Annotated in this window: 16 protein-coding genes; all 16 read left to right on the top strand. The window is 70.3% G+C overall.

The annotated features are described in order from the left end of the window. Positions 1 to 199: 199 nt before the first annotated feature. The 16 genes from ABZ855_RS07065 (at position 200) to ispG (ending at position 17,131) form a co-directional block, all read left to right on the top strand. The gene (locus ABZ855_RS07065) at positions 200 to 2,035 is read left to right on the top strand and encodes a DUF5941 domain-containing protein (protein WP_360802214.1); all 1,836 of its coding nucleotides are present in this window, start codon (positions 200 to 202) and stop codon (positions 2,033 to 2,035) included. Next, on the top strand, positions 2,032 to 2,784 hold the full coding sequence (locus ABZ855_RS07060; RefSeq protein WP_360802211.1) for a phosphocholine cytidylyltransferase family protein: 753 nt from the start codon (positions 2,032 to 2,034) through the stop codon (positions 2,782 to 2,784). Before ABZ855_RS07065 ends, ABZ855_RS07060 begins: the two co-directional genes overlap by 4 nt. Beyond that, entirely contained in the window at positions 2,772 to 3,833 is a 1,062-nt protein-coding gene (locus tag ABZ855_RS07055) for an iron-containing alcohol dehydrogenase family protein (protein WP_360802208.1), read from the top strand. The genes ABZ855_RS07060 and ABZ855_RS07055 overlap by 13 nt, the downstream gene beginning before the upstream one ends. Then, complete coding sequence (locus tag ABZ855_RS07050) at positions 3,811 to 4,593, top strand: CDP-alcohol phosphatidyltransferase family protein (protein WP_319201321.1); 783 nt, start codon at positions 3,811 to 3,813, stop codon at positions 4,591 to 4,593. The genes ABZ855_RS07055 and ABZ855_RS07050 overlap by 23 nt, the downstream gene beginning before the upstream one ends. Further along, positions 4,590 to 5,474, top strand: coding sequence for a glycosyltransferase (locus ABZ855_RS07045; protein WP_360802203.1), 885 nt, complete (start codon positions 4,590 to 4,592; stop codon positions 5,472 to 5,474). The genes ABZ855_RS07050 and ABZ855_RS07045 overlap by 4 nt, the downstream gene beginning before the upstream one ends. A gap of 101 nt (positions 5,475 to 5,575) precedes the next feature. Beyond that, positions 5,576 to 6,505 (top strand): ABC transporter permease, encoded by a 930-nt coding sequence (locus tag ABZ855_RS07040; protein ID WP_360802200.1) that lies wholly within the window; start codon positions 5,576 to 5,578, stop codon positions 6,503 to 6,505. Further along, positions 6,498 to 7,277, top strand: a complete 780-nt coding sequence (locus ABZ855_RS07035; RefSeq protein ID WP_360802197.1) for an ABC transporter ATP-binding protein — start codon at positions 6,498 to 6,500, stop codon at positions 7,275 to 7,277. Before ABZ855_RS07040 ends, ABZ855_RS07035 begins: the two co-directional genes overlap by 8 nt. Before the next feature lie 383 nt (positions 7,278 to 7,660). Next, positions 7,661 to 8,563, top strand: coding sequence for a squalene synthase HpnC (gene hpnC, locus ABZ855_RS07030; RefSeq protein WP_360802194.1), 903 nt, complete (start codon positions 7,661 to 7,663; stop codon positions 8,561 to 8,563). Continuing rightward, a complete protein-coding gene (hpnD, locus tag ABZ855_RS07025) occupies positions 8,560 to 9,510 on the top strand; it encodes a presqualene diphosphate synthase HpnD (protein WP_360802191.1) in 951 nt (316 codons plus the stop codon). Before hpnC ends, hpnD begins: the two co-directional genes overlap by 4 nt. Further along, entirely contained in the window at positions 9,510 to 9,650 is a 141-nt protein-coding gene (locus tag ABZ855_RS07020; protein WP_360802188.1) for a DUF6380 family protein, read from the top strand. The genes hpnD and ABZ855_RS07020 overlap by 1 nt, the downstream gene beginning before the upstream one ends. After that, positions 9,626 to 11,065 (top strand): hydroxysqualene dehydroxylase HpnE, encoded by a 1,440-nt coding sequence (hpnE, locus tag ABZ855_RS07015; protein WP_360802185.1) that lies wholly within the window; start codon positions 9,626 to 9,628, stop codon positions 11,063 to 11,065. Before ABZ855_RS07020 ends, hpnE begins: the two co-directional genes overlap by 25 nt. Positions 11,066 to 11,127: 62 nt before the next feature. Further along, on the top strand, positions 11,128 to 12,195 hold the full coding sequence (locus tag ABZ855_RS07010) for a polyprenyl synthetase family protein (protein WP_360802182.1): 1,068 nt from the start codon (positions 11,128 to 11,130) through the stop codon (positions 12,193 to 12,195). Positions 12,196 to 12,309: 114 nt separating this feature from the next. Then, complete coding sequence (shc, locus tag ABZ855_RS07005) at positions 12,310 to 14,307, top strand: squalene--hopene cyclase (protein WP_360802179.1); 1,998 nt, start codon at positions 12,310 to 12,312, stop codon at positions 14,305 to 14,307. Further along, positions 14,307 to 14,942, top strand: a complete 636-nt coding sequence (locus ABZ855_RS07000; RefSeq protein ID WP_360802176.1) for a 1-hydroxy-2-methyl-2-butenyl 4-diphosphate reductase — start codon at positions 14,307 to 14,309, stop codon at positions 14,940 to 14,942. The genes shc and ABZ855_RS07000 overlap by 1 nt, the downstream gene beginning before the upstream one ends. Before the next feature lie 4 nt (positions 14,943 to 14,946). Then, positions 14,947 to 15,969: an adenosyl-hopene transferase HpnH gene (hpnH, locus tag ABZ855_RS06995; protein ID WP_360802173.1), complete on the top strand. Its 1,023-nt coding sequence runs from the start codon at positions 14,947 to 14,949 to the stop codon at positions 15,967 to 15,969. Positions 15,970 to 15,973: 4 nt separating this feature from the next. After that, positions 15,974 to 17,131 (top strand): flavodoxin-dependent (E)-4-hydroxy-3-methylbut-2-enyl-diphosphate synthase, encoded by a 1,158-nt coding sequence (gene ispG, locus ABZ855_RS06990; RefSeq protein WP_360802171.1) that lies wholly within the window; start codon positions 15,974 to 15,976, stop codon positions 17,129 to 17,131. Positions 17,132 to 17,172 lie beyond the last annotated feature (41 nt).

The following is a 17,172-nucleotide window of genomic DNA, read 5'->3' as shown; positions in this document are numbered from 1 at the left end:
TGCCGGGTCGCCCATGACGACCGGGCGGACGCGCCTGTCGGCCGGGCCGGGATCGGCCCCCGAACAGCCGGTGAACACAGTCATGGCCCTATCCGATAACCTCTGCCGACATGCTGCCCGGCCACCGTGGGTCAGGGTTTCCCCCACCAACATGTACAGGACCGGCGTGCGCGCGTCGGTGTCCAGGGAGTGAGTTCGGTTGCCGACCGCCATCCTCACGGGTCAGCCGGTTCCCGGGTCGTCGATCGAGGCCGACCTGCGGTCCCTCGGCTTCGACGTGCGGAGCGCGACCGACGTCGCCGAGACCGAGACCCTCGTCGCCGAGTCGCCCTGCGACGAGCGGATCGCCGTCGTGGACGCCCGCTTCGTCGGCCACCTCCACGCGCTGCGCCTCGGCCTCACCGACCCCCGCTTCCCGCTCGCCGCGGTACCGGGCGCCGTGACGGCACAGCCCGGCGCCGGCCGTACCGGGCTGACCCGGGTACTGGCCCGGGAGATCTCCGCGAGCGGCGACGCCCCCACGACGCGCCGCCCAGCGGCCCCCGCTGTCACGGACAACCTCGCCGACCGCATCGCCCACGCCCTGGACGCGGACGGTGTCGCCGTGCACCGCCCCGAGCTGGGCAGCCTGACCGCCGCCGTCCCCGCCGACCCCGGGGCCCGCGAGGAGGCGCGGCAGGCCGTCGCCGCCGTCGACGACGAGGCCGTACGCCTGAAGTCGGCCGTGAAGTCCCGCGACGGCTTCTTCACCACGTTCTGCGTGAGCCCGTACTCCCGCTACCTGGCCCGCTGGTGCGCCCGCCGGGGCCTCACCCCGAACCAGGTCACCACCGCCTCGCTGCTCACCGCGCTGATCGCGGCCGGCTGCGCCGCCACCGGCACCCGCGGCGGTTTCGTCACGGCGGGCGTGCTTCTCCTGGTCTCCTTCGTCCTGGACTGCACGGACGGCCAGCTCGCCCGCTACTCCCTCCAGTACTCGACGCTCGGCGCCTGGCTGGACGCCACCTTCGACCGCGCCAAGGAGTACGCGTTCTACGCGGGCCTCGCCCTCGGGGCCTCGCGCGGGGGCGGCAGTGACGACGTGTGGGCGCTGGCACTCGGCGCGATGATCCTGCAGACCTGCCGGCACGTCGTCGACTTCGCCTTCAACGAGGCCAACCACGACGCGACGACGAACACCAGTCCCACCGCCGCCCTCTCCGACCGGCTCGACGGCGTCGGCTGGACGATCTGGGTACGGCGGATGATCGTCCTGCCGATCGGCGAGCGCTGGGCCCTGATCGCCGTCCTCACCGCGTTCACCACGCCCCGGACCACCTTCACCGTCCTGCTGATCGGCTGCGGCTTCGCCGCGACGTACACCACGGCGGGCCGCGTCCTGCGCTCACTCACCCGAAAGGCCCAGCGAACGGAACGCGCGACGCGAGCACTGGCGGACCTCGCGGACAGCGGGCCCCTCGCGGAGCTGCTGGCCCGTACCGCACGCGGCACGGCGAGCTCCGCCCCGGTCACGGTGGCTCTGTCCGGCGCGGTCCTTGTGCTGTGCTCGGCCCTGCTGTGGGGCGCCGGATGGCAGACCGTGGTCTGTTGCGTCGGTTACGTCCTCACGTCGGCCATCGCCGTCCTCCGGCCCCTCGACGGCGCCCTCGACTGGCTCGTCCCACCGCTCTTCCGGGCCGCCGAATACGGCACAGTCCTCATCCTCGCGGGCAAAGCGGAGGCAAACGGAGCACTCCCCGCGGCTTTCGGCCTCGTGGCCGCCGTCGCCTACCATCACTACGACACGGTGTACCGCATCCGTGGCAACGCCGGAGCGCCCCCGCGCTGGCTGGTACGGGCGTGCGGAGGGCACGAGGGCCGGACACTGTTGGTCGTCGTACTGGCCGCGCTGCTCAGTGCCTCGCAGTTCGTGGTCGCGCTCACGGTCCTCGCCGTGGTCGTGGCCCTGCTGGTGCTCGCCGAGAGCATCCGCTACTGGGTGGCCGCCCACCAGGGCGGCGCGCCCGCCGTACACGACGAAGGAGTACCCGCATGATCGGCCTCGTGCTGGCGGCCGGCGCCGGACGGCGTCTGCGCCCCTACACCGACAGCCTCCCCAAGGCTCTCGTGCCGGTCGGCCCCGCGGGCGACGAGGACGGACCCACGGTCCTCGACCTCACCCTCGCCAACTTCGCCGAGATCGGCCTCACCGAGGCCGCGATCATCGTCGGCTACCGCAAGGAGGCCGTGTACGAGCGGCAGCGGGCCCTTGAGGAGAAGTACGGGCTGAAGCTCACCCTCATCGACAACGACCGCGCCGAGGAATGGAACAACGCCTACTCCCTCTGGTGCGGCCGGGACGCCCTGGCCGACGGGGTGATCCTCGCCAACGGCGACACCGTGCACCCCGTCTCCGTCGAGCGGACCCTGCTCGCCGCGCGCGGTGACGGAAAGCGGATCATCCTGGCCCTCGACACCGTGAAGGATCTCGCGGACGAGGAGATGAAGGTGGTCGTGGACCCCGAGAAGGGCGTGCGGAGGATCACCAAGCTGATGGACCCGGCCGAGGCCACCGGCGAGTACATCGGCGTCACCCTCATCGAGGGCGCCGCCGCGGCCGAACTGGCCGACGCCCTGAAGACCGTGTGGGAGACCGACCCCCAGCAGTTCTACGAGCACGGCTACCAGGAACTGGTCGACCGGGATTTCCGGATCGACGTGGCGCCCATCGGCGAGGTGCCCTGGGTCGAGATAGACAACCACGAGGATCTCGCCCGAGGACGGGAGATCGCGTGCCGGTACTGACGAGGCTGATCCCCTCGCCGGTCGTCGTCGACATCCGCCGCGGGGCCCTGGACGACCTGGCGGACGTGCTGTTCGACCAGCGCATCTCGCACTCCGGGAAGATCGCCGTCGCGATCAGCGGCGGTTCCGGCGCGAAACTGCGCGCCCGGCTCGCCCCGGCGCTGCCCGGCGCGAGCTGGTACGAGGTCGACGGCGGCACCATCGACGACGCGATCCGGCTGGCCGACGCCATCAAGTCGGGCCACTACGACGCCGTGGTCGGCCTCGGCGGCGGCCGGATCATCGACTGCGCCAAGTTCGCCGCCGCCCGCGTCGGCCTGCCCCTGGTCGCCGTCGCCACCAACCTCGCGCACGACGGCCTGTGCTCCCCGGTGGCCACCCTCGACAACGACGCGGGGCGTGGCTCGTACGGCGTACCCAACCCGATCGCCGTCGTCATCGACCTCGACGTGATCCGTGAGGCACCGGCGCGGTTCGTGCGCTCCGGGATCGGCGACGCCATGTCGAACATCTCCGCGGTCGCCGACTGGGAGCTGGCGGGCCAGGTCAACGGGGAGAAGATCGACGGCCTCGCCGCCGCGATGGCCCGCCAGGCGGGCGAGGCCGTGCTGCGCCACCCCGGCGGGGTCGGCGACAACGCCTTCCTCCAGGTGCTGGCCGAGGCACTGGTCCTCACCGGCATCGCCATGTCAGTGTCCGGCGACTCCCGCCCGTCCTCCGGCGCCTGCCACGAGATCAACCACGCCTTCGACCTGCTGTACCCCAAGCGGGCCGCGAGCCACGGCGAACAGTGCGGCCTCGGCGCCGCCTTCGCCATGTATTTGCGGGGCGCGCCCGAGGAGGCGGCCTACATGGCCGAGGTACTGCGCCGGCACGGGCTGCCGGTGCTGCCGGAGGAGATCGGCTTCACCACGGACGAGTTCGTACGGGTCGTCGAGTACGCCCCGCAGACAAGACCCGGTCGCTACACGATCCTGGAACACCTCGACCTCACGAACGACCAGATCAAGGACACGTACGCGGACTATGTCAAGGCCATCGGTAGCTGAACTACGCCCTGTCGTCCACCCCGAAGGGGTGAAGGACCGGCGCAGCGGCGAGCACTGGGCGGGACGCCTCTACATGCGCGAGGTGTCCCTGCGGGTCGACCCGTACCTGGTGAACACCAGGATCACGCCCAACCAGCTCACGTACCTGATGGTTGTCGCGGGCGGTCTGGCGGGCGCGGCCCTCCTGGTGCCGGGCCTCACCGGGGCGGTCCTGGCCGTCGTACTGATGCAGCTGTACCTGCTCCTCGACTGCGTCGACGGCGAGATCGCCCGCTGGCGCAACCAGACCTCGATCACCGGCGTGTACCTCGACCGCATCGGCCACTACCTGTCCGAGGCCGCGCTGCTGATCGGCTTCGGGCTGCGCGGCGCCGACCTGTGGGACGGCTCCGGGAGTCCCGAGTGGCTGTGGGCGTTCCTCGGCACGCTGGCCGCCCTCGGCGCGATCCTGATCAAGGCGGAGACCGACCTGGTGGACGTGGCGCGCGCCCGCAGCGGCCTGCCCGCCGCGAAGGACGAGCTGTCGGTGCCGCGCTCCGAGGGGCTCGCCATGGCCCGCAAGGCAGCCGCCGCCCTGAAGTTCCACCGGCTGATCGGCGGCATCGAGGCGAGTCTGTTCATCTTCGTCGTGGCGGTCCTCGACCTGTTCGGCGGCGACCTGTTCTGGACCCGTCTGGGCATCGCGGTACTGGCCGGCATCGCGATCCTGCAGACCCTGCTGCACCTGGTGTCCATCCTCGCGTCGAGCAGGCTGCGGTGAGTACCGGGATGCGGGTCGGCGCGGTCATCATCACCATGGGCAACCGCCCCGACGAACTGCGCGCCCTCGTCGACTCGATCGCCAAACAGGAGGGCGACCCGGTCCAGGTCGTCGTGGTCGGCAACGGCTCGCCCGTCCCGGACCTCCCCGAGGGCGTACGCGGTGTCGAGCTGCCCGAGAACCTCGGCATCCCCGGCGGACGCAACGTCGGCATCGAGGCGTTCGGCCCGGCCGGCGGCGACGTCGACATCCTGATGTTCCTGGACGACGACGGCCTCCTCGGCCACCAGGACACCGCCGAACTGTGCCGCGAGGCCTTCACCGCCGACCCCGAACTCGGCATCATCAGCTTCCGCATCGCCGACCCCGACACCGGCCTCACCCAGCGCCGCCATGTGCCCCGCCCGGGCACCACGGACCCGATGCGCAGCTCCCGCGTCACCAGTTTCCTCGGCGGCGCCGTCGCGATCCGTACCCAGGTCTTCGCCCAAGTGGGCATCCTCCCCGAGGAGTTCTTCTACGCCCACGAGGAGACCGACCTGGCCTGGCGGGCCCTCGACGCGGGCTGGATGATCGACTACCGGGCCGACATGCTGCTCTACCACCCCGCGACCGCGCCCTCCCGGCACGCGGTCTACCACCGCATGGTCGCCCGCAACCGGGTCTGGCTGGCCCGCCGCAACCTGCCGGCCCCCCTGGTACCCGTGTATCTGGGAGACTGGCTGCTGCTCACACTCCTCCGCAGACCCTCCCGCCCGGCGCTCAGAGCCTGGTGGGGCGGGTTCAAGGAGGGCCTGACCACCCCGTGCGGACCCCGCCGGCCCATCCGGTGGCGTACGGTGTGGCGGCTGACCCGACTGGGCCGCCCCCCAGTGATCTGACAAGCTCTCCCTGAGAGCTCCCGCGGGCCGACCGCCTTCCGGTCAACGGCCCGCGCTCTGCCCCGTTCAGCTGCGCATATTGAAGACGAAAGTTTCCATTTGTGAGTGAGACAAAGCATGACGGCGGTGTCGCGGTGAGCGACCGACCGTCACCCGACGACGGCCTCTCCGCGGCCAAGCTCGCCGCGAAGTACGGACTCGCCGTGAGCGGCGCCCGTCCGCGACTCGTCGAGTACGTCCGCCAGCTCTGGGGACGGCGTCATTTCATCCTCGCCTTCTCGCAGGCGAAACTGACCGCCCAGTACAGTCAGGCCAAGCTCGGCCAGCTGTGGCAGGTGGCCACACCGCTGCTGAACGCGGCCGTGTACTTCTTCATCTTCGGTGTGATCCTCGAGGCCGACCGGGGCATGCCCAGCGACGTGTACATCCCGTTCCTCGTCACGGGCGTCTTCGTGTTCACCTTCACGCAGAGCTCGGTGATGGCGGGCGTACGCGCGATCTCCGGCAACCTCGGCCTGGTGCGTGCCCTGCACTTCCCGCGCGCCGCCCTGCCGGTCTCCTTCGCGCTGCAGCAGCTCCAGCAACTGCTCTTCTCGATGATCGTGCTGTTCGTGGTGTCGATCGGCTTCGGCAGCTACCCCACGTTGTCCTGGCTGCTGATCGTGCCGGCGCTGGCTCTCCAGTTCCTCTTCAACACCGGACTCGCGCTGATCATGGCCCGCTGGGGCTCGGCGACCCCGGACCTCGCGCAACTGATGCCGTTCGTGATGCGTACGTGGATGTACGCGTCCGGCGTGATGTTCTCCATCCCGGTCGTGCTGGCCGACAAGCCCCAGTGGCTCGCCGACGTCCTGCAGTGGAACCCGGCCGCCATCTACATGGACCTGATGCGCTTCGCGCTCATCGAGGGCTACGGCTCGGAGAACCTGCCGCCGCACGTCTGGGCGGTCGCGGGCGGCTGGGCCGCGCTGCTCGCCCTCGGCGGATTCGTGTACTTCTGGAAGGCGGAGGAGAGGTACGGCCGTGGCTGACCCGATTCCCGGGGACAGGATCCCCACTGTCATCGCGGACGAACTCCACATCGTGTACCGCGTCAACGGCGCCAAGACCGGCAAGGGCAGCGCCACCGCCGCCCTCAGCCGCATCGTCAGACGCGGCGAGTCACCGGGCGTACGCAAGGTCCACGCCGTACGGGGTGTCTCCTTCGTCTCCTACCGCGGTGAGGCCATCGGCCTGATCGGCTCCAACGGGTCGGGCAAGTCGACCCTGCTGCGCGCCATCGCCGGTCTGCTGCCCGCCGAGAAGGGCCATGTCTACACGGACGGCCAGCCCTCCCTCCTCGGTGTCAACGCCGCCCTGATGAACGACCTCACGGGCGAACGGAACGTCATATTGGGCGGCCTCGCGATGGGCATGTCCCGCGAGGAGATCAAGGACCGCTACCAGCAGATCGTCGACTTCTCGGGCATCAACGAGAAGGGCGACTTCATCACGCTGCCGATGCGCACCTACTCCTCCGGGATGGCGGCCCGGCTGCGGTTCTCCATCGCCGCCGCCAAGGACCACGACGTCCTGATGATCGACGAGGCCCTGGCGACCGGCGACCGGTCCTTCCAGAAGCGCTCCGAGGAACGCATCCGGGAACTGCGCAAGCACGCCGGCACGGTGTTCCTCGTCAGCCACAACAACAAGTCCATCCGCGACACCTGCGACCGCGTCCTGTGGCTGGAACGCGGCGAACTGCGCATGGACGGGCCGACGGACGAGGTGCTCAAGGAGTACGAGAAGTTCACCGGCCGGTAGCCGACGGCTTCACCGGTGATCAGCCGGACGAATCAGGGCCCCGCCGGAACTGTTCCGGCGGGGCCCCGCGTCTGCAAAGAAAACGTCAACTCCGGCTCGCCATGGGAATCTTGACGCCAATCGGTGTCTTGTTGTGATGCGCGGGACACCCCGACGGACCATGGCGCGTTGTACAACGTAAGCTGTACCAGTGCTGAATCGCGGCAAGTAGGGCGATAACACGCGACACCCGTCATCCGAAACCGCCGTGTGGACGGCTGAGCGGCGTGTCCGAAATAGTGCCTATTGGGTCCGCAGTGTAGAACGGGAGATGTGACGGCGATGGCTACGGAAACTCCCCAGCACCCCACAGCATGCGCCGTCCTCGCCCCGGGCAGTGAACGGTGACGACAACCGGCCACCAGCGCACCGGCGATCCGGAGCGCGGCACGCTCGACAAGGCCGCGGACGAGAACTTTCCCGTCGCGCCCTTCTTCCTGCCCAGGGCCTGGCGCACCGACCTCATGGCCGTCTACGGCTTCGCCCGCCTCGTCGACGACATCGGCGACGGCGACCTCGCCCCCGGCGGCGCCGACGCCCGGCTGCTCGGCGTCGCCCCCGAGGACGCCGACGACCGGCTCGTCCTCCTCGACGCCTTCGAGGCCGACCTGCGCCGGGTCTTCGACGGCACCCCGCGCCACCCGCTGCTGCGCCGCCTCCGGCCGACCGTGCGCCGCCGAGCCCTCACGCCCGAGCCCTTCCTCGGCCTGATCGCCGCCAACCGCCAGGACCAGCTGGTCAAGCGGTACGAGACCTACGACGATCTCCTCGCCTACTGCGAGCTGTCCGCCAACCCCGTCGGCCGTCTGGTCCTCGCCGTCACCGGCACCGCGACGCCCGAGCGGATCCGGCTCTCCGACGCCGTGTGCACGGCCCTCCAGATCGTCGAGCACCTCCAGGACGTCGCCGAGGACCTCGGCCGCGACCGGATCTATCTGCCCGCCCAGGACATGAAGCGCTTCCACGTCCAGGAGCCGGATCTCGCCGCCCCCACCGCGGGCGCCTCGGTGCGCGCACTGATCGCATACGAAGCCGAACGCGCACTGAACCTGCTGAATGAAGGCACCCCTCTCGTGGGTAGCGTCCACGGCAGGCTGAAGCTGCTGCTCGCGGGTTTCGTGGCGGGAGGAAAGGCGGCGGTCCGAGCGATCGCCGCCGCCGAATACGACGTACTTCCCGGCCCGCCCAAGCCCGGCAGGATCCAGTTGCTGCGCGAGGTGGGCACAACCCTGCGAGGAAAGGGGTGATCCGGAGCGTGGAGTCGGAACCACACGTGTCCGCACCGGTACTCGCCGCCTACAGCTACTGCGAGACCGTCACCGGGCAGCAGGCCCGCAACTTCGCGTACGGCATCAGGCTGCTGCCGACGTCGAAGCGGCGTGCGATGTCCGCCCTGTACGCGTTCTCACGGCGCGTCGACGACATCGGTGACGGCACGCTGGCCCCCGAGGTCAAGGCCGCACGGCTGGAGGACACCAGAGCCCTGCTCACCCGGGTGCGTGAGGGCGCCGTCGACGAGGACGACACCGATCCCGTCGCGGTCGCCCTCAGTCATGCGGGGACCCACTTCCCGATCCCGCTCGGCGGCCTCGACGAACTCATCGACGGCGTCGTGATGGACGTCCGCGGTGAGACGTACGAGACCTGGGACGACCTCAAGGTCTACTGCCGTTGCGTCGCCGGGGCCATCGGGCGGCTCTCCCTCGGGGTGTTCGGTACCGAACGAGGCGCGCGCGGGGCGGAACGCGCCCCCGAGTACGCCGATACGCTGGGGCTCGCACTCCAGCTCACCAACATCCTCCGGGACATCCGTGAGGACGCCGAGGACGGGCGGACCTATCTGCCCGCCGACGACCTCGCCAAGTTCGGCTGCCAGGCCGGGTTCAGCGGATCGACGCCGCCGGAGGGCTCCGACTTCGCGGGCCTCGTCCACTTCGAAGTGCGGCGCGCCCGCGCCCTGTTCGCCGAGGGCTACCGGCTGCTGCCCATGCTCGACCGGCGCAGCGGCGCCTGTGTCGCCGCCATGGCCGGCATCTACCGGCGCCTCCTCGACCGTATCGAGCGGGAGCCGGAGGCCGTTCTGCGCGGCCGGGTCTCGCTGCCCGGACGCGAGAAGGCGTACGTCGCGGTGCGCGGCCTGTCCGGTCTGGACGCCCGGCATGTGTCCCGGCGAATGGTCAGGAGGCGCACCTGATGGACAATTCGGTCCAAGGTGCCGCTGCCGCGGCGAAGCGGCGCGCAACCCTCCGGCCGGGGACCGCGTCCCTGATGTCGACGGCCCGCCGTGCGGCGTTCATCGTGCGCGCCGGGTGCACAGGGGGGAGTACGCGATGAGCGAGGGCACGCAGCCGGGGGAACGTCCGGGCCACCACGGTGAGAAGACCGCGGTGGTGGTCGGCGGCGGACTGGCGGGCATCACCGCGGCGCTCTCGCTCGCCGACGCCGGAGTCCGCGTCACACTCCTCGAAGGCAGACCGCGGCTCGGCGGGCTCGCCTTCTCCTTCCAGCGCGACGGCCTCACCGTCGACAACGGCCAGCACGTGTACCTGCGTTGCTGCACCGCGTATCGCTGGTTCCTCGACCGCGTCGACGGCGCGGCGCTCGCTCCGGTGCAGGCCCGGCTGGACGTACCGGTCGTCGACCTGGCGAAGCCTGCCGGGCGGCGCCTGGGGAGAATCCGGCGTGACGCGCTGCCCGTACCGCTGCATCTCGGGCGCAGCCTGGCCACCTATCCGCATCTCTCGCTCACCGAGCGCGCCAGAGTGGGGCGTGCCGCACTCGCGCTCAAGGCACTGGACCTCGCGGACCCCGCGCTGGACGAGCGGGACTTCGGCAGCTGGCTGGCCGCGCACGGTCAGTCGGAGCGTGCCGTCGAGGCACTGTGGGACCTCGTGGGGGTCGCCACCCTCAACGCGGTGGCCGGGGACTCGTCCCTGGGGCTCGCCGCGATGGTGTTCAAGACCGGTCTGCTGTCCGACCCGGGCGCGGCCGACATCGGCTGGGCGCGTGTCCCGCTGGGCGAACTGCACGACACTCTGGCCCGCAAGGCGCTCGACTCCGCGGGCGTGCGTACCGAGATCCGTACACGCGTCACCTCCGTCCGACACCACGAGAACGGCCGTTGGAGCGTCCAGGTTCCCGGCGAGACCCTCGACGCGGACGTCGTCGTGCTCGCCGTCCCCCAGCGCGAGGCGCACGATCTCCTGCCGCAGGGCGCGCTCGACGCCCCCGAACGGCTGCTGGAGATCGGCACCGCACCGATTCTCAACGTGCACGTGGTCTACGACCGCAAGGTGCTGAACACGCCGTTCCTCACCGCGCTCGGCAGCCCGGTCCAGTGGGTCTTCGACCGGACCGAGGCGTCCGGGCTCGAAGGTGACGGCCAGTATCTGGCGCTGTCGCAGTCCGCCGCGCACGACGAGATCGACGAGCCCGTGGCGGCGCTGCGCGAGCGGTATCTGCCCGAGCTGGAAAGGCTGTTGCCCCGCGCACGGGGCGCCGGAGTACGGGACTTCTTCGTCACCCGGGAGCGGACGGCCACGTTCGCCCCCACCCCCGGCGTCGGGCGGCTGCGGCCCGGCGCCCGTACCAAAACCCCCGGCCTGTACCTGGCCGGCTCGTGGACCGCCACCGGGTGGCCCGCGACCATGGAGAGTGCGGTCCGCAGCGGAGTCAGTGCGGCGGGCGCCGCGCTGAGCACCCTGGGCCGGCCCCGGCACCACCTCTTCGACATGGAGGAGGCAGCCTGATGCTCGATCATCAGCCCGCGGCAGGTTCCCGCACCCCCAGCACCAGAACAAGAGGAGAGACTGTGCCCACTGTGCCCCCGGCTCCGAAGGCCGCCGACGCGGTGGACGTGACCGCGCTCCTGGAGCGCGGCCGGACCCTGGCCACTCCGGTACTGCGGGCGGCGATCAACCGTCTCGCGGCGCCCATGGACACCGTCTCCGCCTACCACTTCGGCTGGATCGACGCCCAGGGCAGGCCCGCCGAGGGGGACGGCGGCAAGGCCGTACGCCCCGCGCTCGCCGTGCTGTCCGCCGAGGTCACCGGCGCCGAACCCGAGGTCGGCATCCCCGGCGCGGTCGCCGTCGAGCTGGTGCACAACTTCTCCCTGCTGCACGACGACCTGATGGACGGTGACGAACAGCGCCGCCACCGCGACACCGTCTGGAAGGTGCACGGCCCCGCCCAGGCCATCCTGGTCGGCGACGCCCTGTTCGCGCTGGCCAACGAGATCCTCCTGGAACTCGGCACGGTCGAGGCGGGCCGCGCCACCCGCCGCCTCACCACCGCGACCCGCGCCCTCATCGACGGCCAGGCCCAGGACATCTCCTACGAGCACCGCGACCGCGTCAGCGTCGAGGAGTGCCTGGAGATGGAGGGCAACAAGACCGGCGCCCTGCTCGCCTGCGCCAGCTCCATCGGCGCGGTCCTCGGCGGCGCGGACGACCACACCGCCGACACCCTCGAGAAGTACGGCTACCACCTCGGCCTGGCCTTCCAGGCCGTCGACGACCTCCTCGGCATCTGGGGCGACCCGGTGGCCACCGGCAAGCAGACCTGGAGCGATCTGCGCCAGCGCAAGAAGTCCCTGCCCGTCGTCGCCGCCCTCGCGGCGAGCGGCCCGGCCGCCGAGCGGCTCGGCGAACTCCTCGCCGCCGACGCGAAGAGCAGCGACTTCGAGAACTTCTCCGAGGAGGAGTTCGCCGTCCGTGCCGCCCTGATCGAAGAGGCCGGCGGCCGGGAGTGGACCGCCGAGGAGGCGCGCCGGCAGCACACCGTCGCCGTCGACGCACTGAGCGCCATCGACATGCCCGACCGGGTGCGTGCGCAGTTCACGGCACTCGCCGACTTCGTCGTCGTACGAAAGAGATGATCACTATCGGTCGAATAAGCCTCGCGTAGTCGCCGGCCGGCGTCGCGTTCAGTGGCGCACCGGCCGACGGCGGACCCAATCAGCAGAGACATGCCACTGCACGAAGGGGAAGCCATGACAGCGACGACCGACGGAAGCACCGGGGCCCTGCCGCCCCGCGCTGCCTCGGCCAGCGAAACCGTAACCGCCACCAATGCCCCAGTGACGGCAGGGGTTCAGGATGCCGCCGCGCACGCCATGAGGCGTGCCACCGATCACCTGCTCGCGCGACAGGACGCCCAGGGCTGGTGGAAGGGCGACCTCGAGACCAACGTCACGATGGACGCCGAGGACCTGCTGCTCCGTCAGTTCCTGGGCATCCGCGACGAACACACCACCCAGGCAGCCGCGTTGTTCATCCGCGGCGAGCAGCGCGCAGACGGCACCTGGGCCACCTTCCACGGCGGACCCGCCGAACTCTCCGCCACCATCGAGGCGTACGTCGCCCTGCGGCTGGCCGGAGACGAACCCGAAGCGCCGCACATGGCGAAGGCGTCCGCCTGGATCCGCGACCGGGGAGGCATCGCGGCCGCCCGGGTCTTCACCCGGATCTGGCTGGCCCTGTTCGGCTGGTGGAAGTGGGACGACCTCCCCGAACTCCCGCCGGAACTCATCTACTTCCCGAAGTGGATGCCGCTCAACATCTACGACTTCGGCTGCTGGGCCCGGCAGACCATCGTGCCGCTCACCATCGTCAGCGCGAAGCGCCCGGTCCGCCCGGCGCCCTTTCCGCTCGACGAGCTGCACACCGACCCCGACCTGCCGAACCCGGGCAAGTCCCTCGCACCCCTGGCCAGTTGGGACGGTGCCTTCCAGCGGCTCGACCGGGTCCTGCACGGCTACCGCAAGGTGGCGTTGCGCCGCCTGCGCCGGGCGGCCATGAACGCCGCAGCCCGCTGGATCATCGAACGCCAGGAGAACGACGGTTGCTGGGGAGGCATCCAGCCGCCCGCCGTCTACTCGGTGATCGCCCTGCACCTGCTCGGCTACGACCTCGAACACCCGGTCATGCGGGCCGGGTTGCAGTCCCTGGACCGTTTCACGGTGTGGCGCGAGGACGGGGCCCGGATGATCGAGGCCTGCCAGTCGCCGGTGTGGGACACCTGCCTCGCCGTCATCGCCCTCGCCGACGCGGGCCTGCCCGCCGACCATCCCCAACTGGTCAAGGCCGCCGACTGGATGCTGGGCGAGCAGGTGGTCCGGCCCGGCGACTGGTCCGTACGCAGGCCCGAACTGCCGCCGGGAGGCTGGGCGTTCGAGTTCCACAACGACAACTACCCCGACATCGACGACACCGCCGAGGTCGTCCTCGCCCTCCGCCGGGTCCGCCACCACGATCCGGAGCGGGTCGAGAAGGCCATCGGACGCGGGGTCCGCTGGAACCTCGGGATGCAGTCGAAGAACGGCGCCTGGGGGGCCTTCGACGTCGACAACACCAGTTCGCTCCCCAACAAGCTGCCGTTCTGCGACTTCGGCGAGGTCATCGACCCGCCGTCCGCCGATGTCACCGCCCATGTCGTCGAGATGCTCGCCGTCGAGGGCATGTCCCACGATCCGCGCACCCGGCGCGGCATCGAGTGGCTGCTGGCCGAACAGGAGCCGAACGGTGCGTGGTTCGGCCGCTGGGGCGTCAACTACGTCTACGGCACCGGGTCGGTGGTGCCCGCACTGACCGCCGCCGGTCTGACCCCCACGCACCCCGCCATCCGGCGGGCGGTGGGCTGGCTGGAGAAGGTCCAGAACGACGACGGCGGCTGGGGCGAGGACCTGCGCTCCTACCACGACAGCGCGGGCTGGAGCGGCCGGGGCGCCTCGACCCCCTCCCAGACGGCCTGGGCACTGCTCGCCCTCCTGGCCGCCGGGGAGCGCGACTCCAAGGCCGTCGAACGCGGTGTCGCGTGGCTGGCCGCGACCCAGCTGCCGGACGGCTCCTGGGACGAGCCGTACTTCACCGGCACCGGCTTCCCCTGGGACTTCTCGATCAACTACCACCTCTACCGCCAGGTCTTCCCGCTCACCGCGCTCGGCCGGTACGTCCACGGAGAGCCCTTCGCCGACGCGAAGGGGAGCTGATGGACAGCCAGCCCGGGCCGGCCCCGCTGCTGATCGCCTGCGCGCTCGGCATCGAGCGGCTCGCCCTGCGCCGGGGCGCACGCGGCACGGGACCCGTCACCGTGCTGCGTACGGGAATGGGGCCCCAGGCCGCGGAGGCGGCCGTCACCCGGGCCCTCACCGACCCGGTGCTGCGCGACGCGGCGGTCCTGGCGACCGGCTTCTGCGCGGGACTCGCACCCGGTATGCACCCCGGTGACCTGGTGGTCGCCGAGGAGACCCGGGACCCGCGCGGCGCCACCCCCTGCGTCGGCACCGAACTGCTCGTCAAGGAACTGGTGCGCGCGGTACCCGGGCGCACCGTCCACACCGGACCACTCACCGGCTCCGATCATGTCGTACGCGGTCACGAACGGTCGGAACTGCTCGCGACCGGCGCGATCGCGGTCGACATGGAGTCGGCGGCCACGCTCCTCAGCGCCGTGCGCACGGGCGCGCGCCCCGTTGCGGCCGTACGGGTGGTCGTGGACGCTCCAGAACATGAACTCGTCCGGATCGGCACGCTTCGCGGTGGAATATCGGCCTTCCGCGTTCTTCGTTCGGTCCTTCCCGCTTTTGTCGAATGGCACCGTTCCTTGCTGCTCCCCAGGAGGTAAGCAGATGGCCATGCCGCTCCGCCAGACCATCAAGGTCGCTACGTATTTGGCCGAACAGAAAATCCGCAGGCGGGACAAGTTCCCGCTGATCGTCGAACTCGAGCCGCTCTACGCCTGCAACCTCAAGTGCGAGGGCTGCGGGAAGATCCAGCATCCGGCCGGTGTGCTCAAGCAGCGCATGCCGGTTGCCCAGGCCGTCGGGGCGGTGCTCGAGTCCGGGGCCCCGATGGTGTCCATCGCGGGCGGCGAGCCCCTGATGCACCCTCATATCGACGAGATCGTGCGGCAGTTGGTGGCGAAGAAGAAGTACGTCTTCCTCTGCACCAACGCCATGCTGCTGCGCAAGAAGATGGACAAGTTCACGCCTTCGCCGTTCTTCGCGTTCGCCGTGCACATCGACGGTCTGCGGGAGCGGCATGACGAGTCCGTCGCGAAGGAGGGGGTGTTCGACGAGGCCGTGGCCGCCATCAAGGAGGCCAAGCGGCGCGGATTCCGGGTCACCACCAACTCGACCTTCTTCAACACCGACACCCCGCAGACCATCATCGAGGTGCTCAACTTCCTCAACGACGAGCTGCAGGTCGACGAGATGATGATCTCGCCCGCCTACGCCTATGAGAAGGCACCCGACCAGGAGCACTTCCTCGGCGTCGAGCAGACCCGCGAGCTGTTCAAGAAGGCCTTCGGGGGCGGCAACCGGCGGCGCTGGCGGCTCAACCACTCCCCGCTCTTCCTGGACTTCCTGGAGGGCAAGGTCGACTTCCCGTGCACGGCGTGGGCGATCCCCAACTATTCGCTGTTCGGCTGGCAGAAGCCCTGCTACCTGATGAGCGACGGGTACGTGACCACGTACAAGGAGCTCATCGAGAAGACCGACTGGGACTCCTACGGCCGCGGCAAGGACGACCGGTGTGCCAACTGCATGGCGCACTGCGGCTATGAGCCGACGGCTGTCATGGCCACCATGGGGTCCCTGAAGGAGTCCCTGCGCGCCATGCGCGAGACCGTCGCCGGAAACAGGGAGTGACGTCGTGACCGCCGTCTCCTTGGGCGTTCCAGAGGTACCGGTCCGTCCGATCGCCGAGCGCCGGGTCTCCCGGCGCATCGAGGTCGGACCGGTGGCGGTCGGGGGCGGGGCCCCGGTGTCGGTGCAGTCGATGACGACGACGCGTACGTCGGACATCGGCGCCACGCTCCAGCAGATCGCCGAACTCACCGCGTCCGGCTGCCAGATCGTCCGCGTCGCGTGCCCCACGCAGGACGACGCGGACGCGCTCGCGACCATCGCGCGCAAGTCGCAGATCCCGGTGATCGCGGACATCCACTTCCAGCCGAAGTACGTGTTCGCCGCGATCGAGGCCGGCTGCGCCGCCGTGCGGGTGAACCCGGGCAACATCAAGCAGTTCGACGACCAGGTGAAGGAGATCGCGCGGGCCGCGAAGGACCACGGCACGCCGATCCGGATCGGGGTCAACGCCGGTTCGCTCGACAAGCGGCTGCTCCAGAAGTACGGGAAGGCGACCCCGGAGGCGCTCGTGGAGTCGGCGCTGTGGGAGGCGTCGCTGTTCGAGGAGCACGACTTCCGGGACATCAAGATCTCGGTCAAGCACAACGACCCGGTGATCATGGTCAACGCCTACCGGCTGCTCGCCGAACGATGCGACTATCCGCTGCACCTGGGTGTGACCGAGGCGGGTCCCGCCTTTCAGGGGACCATCAAGTCGGCGGTCGCCTTCGGGGCGTTGCTGAGCGAGGGCATCGGCGACACCATCCGGGTCTCGCTGTCCGCGCCGCCGGTCGAGGAGGTCAAGGTCGGCATCCAGATCCTGGAGTCGCTGAACCTGCGGCAACGGCGGCTGGAGATCGTGTCCTGTCCGTCGTGCGGGCGTGCCCAGGTCGACGTCTACAAGCTCGCCGACCAGGTCACGGCAGGCCTCGAGGGCATGGAGGTGCCGTTGCGCGTCGCGGTCATGGGCTGCGTGGTGAACGGCCCCGGCGAGGCGCGGGAGGCCGACCTCGGGGTCGCCTCCGGCAACGGCAAGGGCCAGATCTTCGTGAAGGGCGAGGTCATCAAGACCGTGCCCGAGTCGAAGATCGTGGAGACCCTGATCGAGGAGGCGATGAAGATCGCCGAACAGATGGAGCAGGACGGCGTCGCGTCGGGGGAACCGGCGGTCACCGTGAGCTGAACAGCACGGGCTGACGAGTACGGAAGAAGAGGGGGCCCGAG

The sequence above is a fragment of the Streptomyces sp. NPDC047042 genome, from assembly GCF_040644035.1.
In the GTDB taxonomy this organism is placed as follows: Bacteria; Actinomycetota; Actinomycetes; order Streptomycetales; family Streptomycetaceae; genus Streptomyces.
This window is presented reverse-complemented; position numbering and strand designations above follow the sequence as displayed.